We start from the raw sequence: 2,604 nt of genomic DNA, 5'->3' as shown, positions 1-2,604 counted from the left end.
GCAATGGCTTCACTTAAATCAAAACCAGTTCATCGCTCTGCCTGCAGAAATCGGGCAGCTGTCTAAGCTGCAATGGCTTAACTTAAGCCAAAACCAGCTCACTAGTCTTCCTACAGGAATCGGGCAATTGTCTAAGCTGCGAGGGCTTGACTTAAATCAAAACCAGTTCACCGCTCTACCTGCAGAAATCGGGCGGTTGCCTCGGCTGACAAGGCTTTACTTAAATCAAAACCAGCTCACCAGCCTTCCTGTAGAAATCGGGCAATTGTCTCAGCTGCAAACACTTGAATTAGCGGAAAATCCTTTGAAAGATATCGCTGAAAAAATAAGGCAGCGTTTTCAATTGTAGAATGGTTGTAAGTACTTTTCAAATTGGGGTGAGCTAAAATGAAATAAAAAACTTTTAGCCATCTTATCTTTAAAGAAGTAATCGGTTTTTCCTTCCGGCAACTAAGCAAGTTTAAACTAACCTACACATTTATAACGACAAGAAGGTTCTCTCTTTTTCTGCAGATTGCTATGCTAGGAGAACAACTTTCCTTGACAGGAAGAAACTGGTGTATTGTATTCTATCATTCGTTGGAAGAATTAAGACAAGGCACCAAAAAGAGCCGTTTTCCTCAAACTCATTCTTTTAGCCAAACCAAAATTGCCGCGTCACCTAATCCCAAAAACCCGTGGCTGCTCCTAAATGCTTAGAAGGTCTTCCTCCTTTCCGTGAATCTATCTGAAAAAAAAGCGAGGTAGATTATCTGTGAGTTATTTTCATTGATAAGGATACGAATTCGCTTGACTTGCTTTTTTAATTTTTTTTATATTATCTTTAAAAAATAATAATGCTGAAAAGTTATCACTACCCAAGGAAATAAAATGCATCCTATCTCATCGACATCTATTGAAAGCTTGCCGAATGAATTGCTACTCCCTATCTTAGAAGCTTGCGTAGTTCCTTCCTTATTTAGCGTCTGTAAAAGATGGCATCATTTGCTGGCTACTGAAGTCATGCCCCCTCTTTATAAGCAAATAGGTAAAGTGCATGTTCCTCAAGGAAATGTTAAGGAACAGGCTCTTATTGTAGATAGGATTTATAAGCTAGAAGAAAAGCTTTCTGAAGCAGCAAAGGTAAATGCAATCTTTAGGCAAATCTTTACTTTAACCAAGTCTTTTTCTCCTTTGGAATTTAAATGGAAAACAGAAGAAAAAAGAGGCTTAACGCTGGCTAATTACTCTTCCTATCTTGTAAATATTAATCGCCTTTTACTTTGGAAAAAACTTCCTGGTGAGGAAGAATACTTGAACCGAGAAGAAATTAAGCACTTGCCTCTAGGAAAAAAAGGAGAGCTTCTTAGAGATTGGATTGCAGAAAATTGTAAAAGCATCACGGCTTTGGATTTATCTAGAGCAGGCTTGACTTATTTACCCTCAGAAATAGGCCAATTGCCTCAGCTGTATATGCTTCACTTAAATCAAAACCAACTCACCAGTCTGCCTGCAGAAATCGGGCAGCTGTCTAATCTGCAAGCGCTTTACTTAAATCAAAACCAGCTCACCAGTCTGCCTGCAAAAATCAGGCAGATATCTCAGCTGCAAACCCTTGACTTAAATCAAAACCAGCTTGCCAGCCTTCCTGCAGAAATAGGTCAATTGTCTCAGCTGCAATGGCTTCACTTAAATCAAAACCAGCTCACTAGTCTGCCTGCAGAAATCGGGCAATTGTCTCAGCTGCATGGGCTTTACTTAAATCAAAACCAACTCACCAGCCTTCCTGAAGAAATCGGGCAATTGTCTCAGCTGCATGGGCTTTACTTAAATCAAAACCCGCTCACCGCTCTGCCTGCAGAGATCGGGCAGCTGTCTAAGCTGCAAACGCTTCACTTAAATCAAAACCAGCTCACCGCTTTGCCTACAGAAATCGGGCAGCTGTCTCAGTTACGATGGCTTGATTTAAGCCAAAACCAGCTCACCAGCCTGCCTGCAGAAATTGGGCAGCTGTTTCAGCTGCGAAGGCTTGAATTAAATCAAAACCAGCTCACCAGTCTGCCTGTAGAAATCGGGCAGCTGTCTCAGTTACGAGGGCTTGATTTAAGCCAAAACCAGCTCACCAGCCTTCCTGTAGAAATCGGGCAGCTGCCTCAACTTACCAAGCTTGAATTAGCGGAAAATCCTTTGAAAGATATCGCCGAAAAAATAAGGCAGCGTTTTAAATTGTAGAATGGTTGTAAATACTTTTTAAATTGGGGTGAGCTAAAATGAAATAAAAAACTTTTAGCCATCTTATCTTTAAAGAAGTAATCGGTTTTTCCTTCCGGCAACTAAGCAAGTTTAAACTGACCTACACATTTATAACGACAAGAAGGTTCTCTCTTTTTCTGCAGATTGCTATGCTGGGAGAATAACTTTCCTTGACAGGAAGAAACTGGTGTATTGTATTCTATCATTCGTTGGAAGAATTAAGACAAGGCATCAAAAAGAGCCGTTTTCCTCAAACTCATTCTTTTAGCCAAACCAAAATTGCCGCGTCACTTAATCCCAAAAACCCATGGCTGCTCCTAAATGCTTAGAAGGTCTTCCCCCTTTCCGTGAATCTATCTGAAAAAAAAGCGA

General features: G+C 40.6%; 2 protein-coding genes. Both read left to right on the top strand.

The genetic code is table 11. The annotated features are described in order from the left end of the window. On the top strand, positions 1-349 hold a 349-nt coding region (locus DB42_RS05765), incomplete at its 5' end, for a leucine-rich repeat domain-containing protein (RefSeq protein WP_044882133.1). Between the two features lie 521 nt (positions 350-870). Beyond that, positions 871-2,211, top strand: a complete 1,341-nt coding sequence (locus DB42_RS10445; RefSeq protein WP_052436018.1) for a leucine-rich repeat domain-containing protein — start codon at positions 871-873, stop codon at positions 2,209-2,211. The last annotated feature ends 393 nt before the right edge of the window (positions 2,212-2,604 follow it).

Origin of the sequence: Neochlamydia sp. EPS4, assembly GCF_000813665.1 — a bacterium.
Lineage (GTDB): Bacteria > Chlamydiota > Chlamydiia > Chlamydiales > Parachlamydiaceae > Neochlamydia.
This window is presented reverse-complemented; position numbering and strand designations above follow the sequence as displayed.

What these genes read in the sequence shown, in the direction of transcription:
- DB42_RS10445 (WP_052436018.1), top strand. Translation starts at nt 871, where the DNA reads ATGCATCCTATCTCATCGACATCTATTGAAAGCTTGCCGAATGAATTG.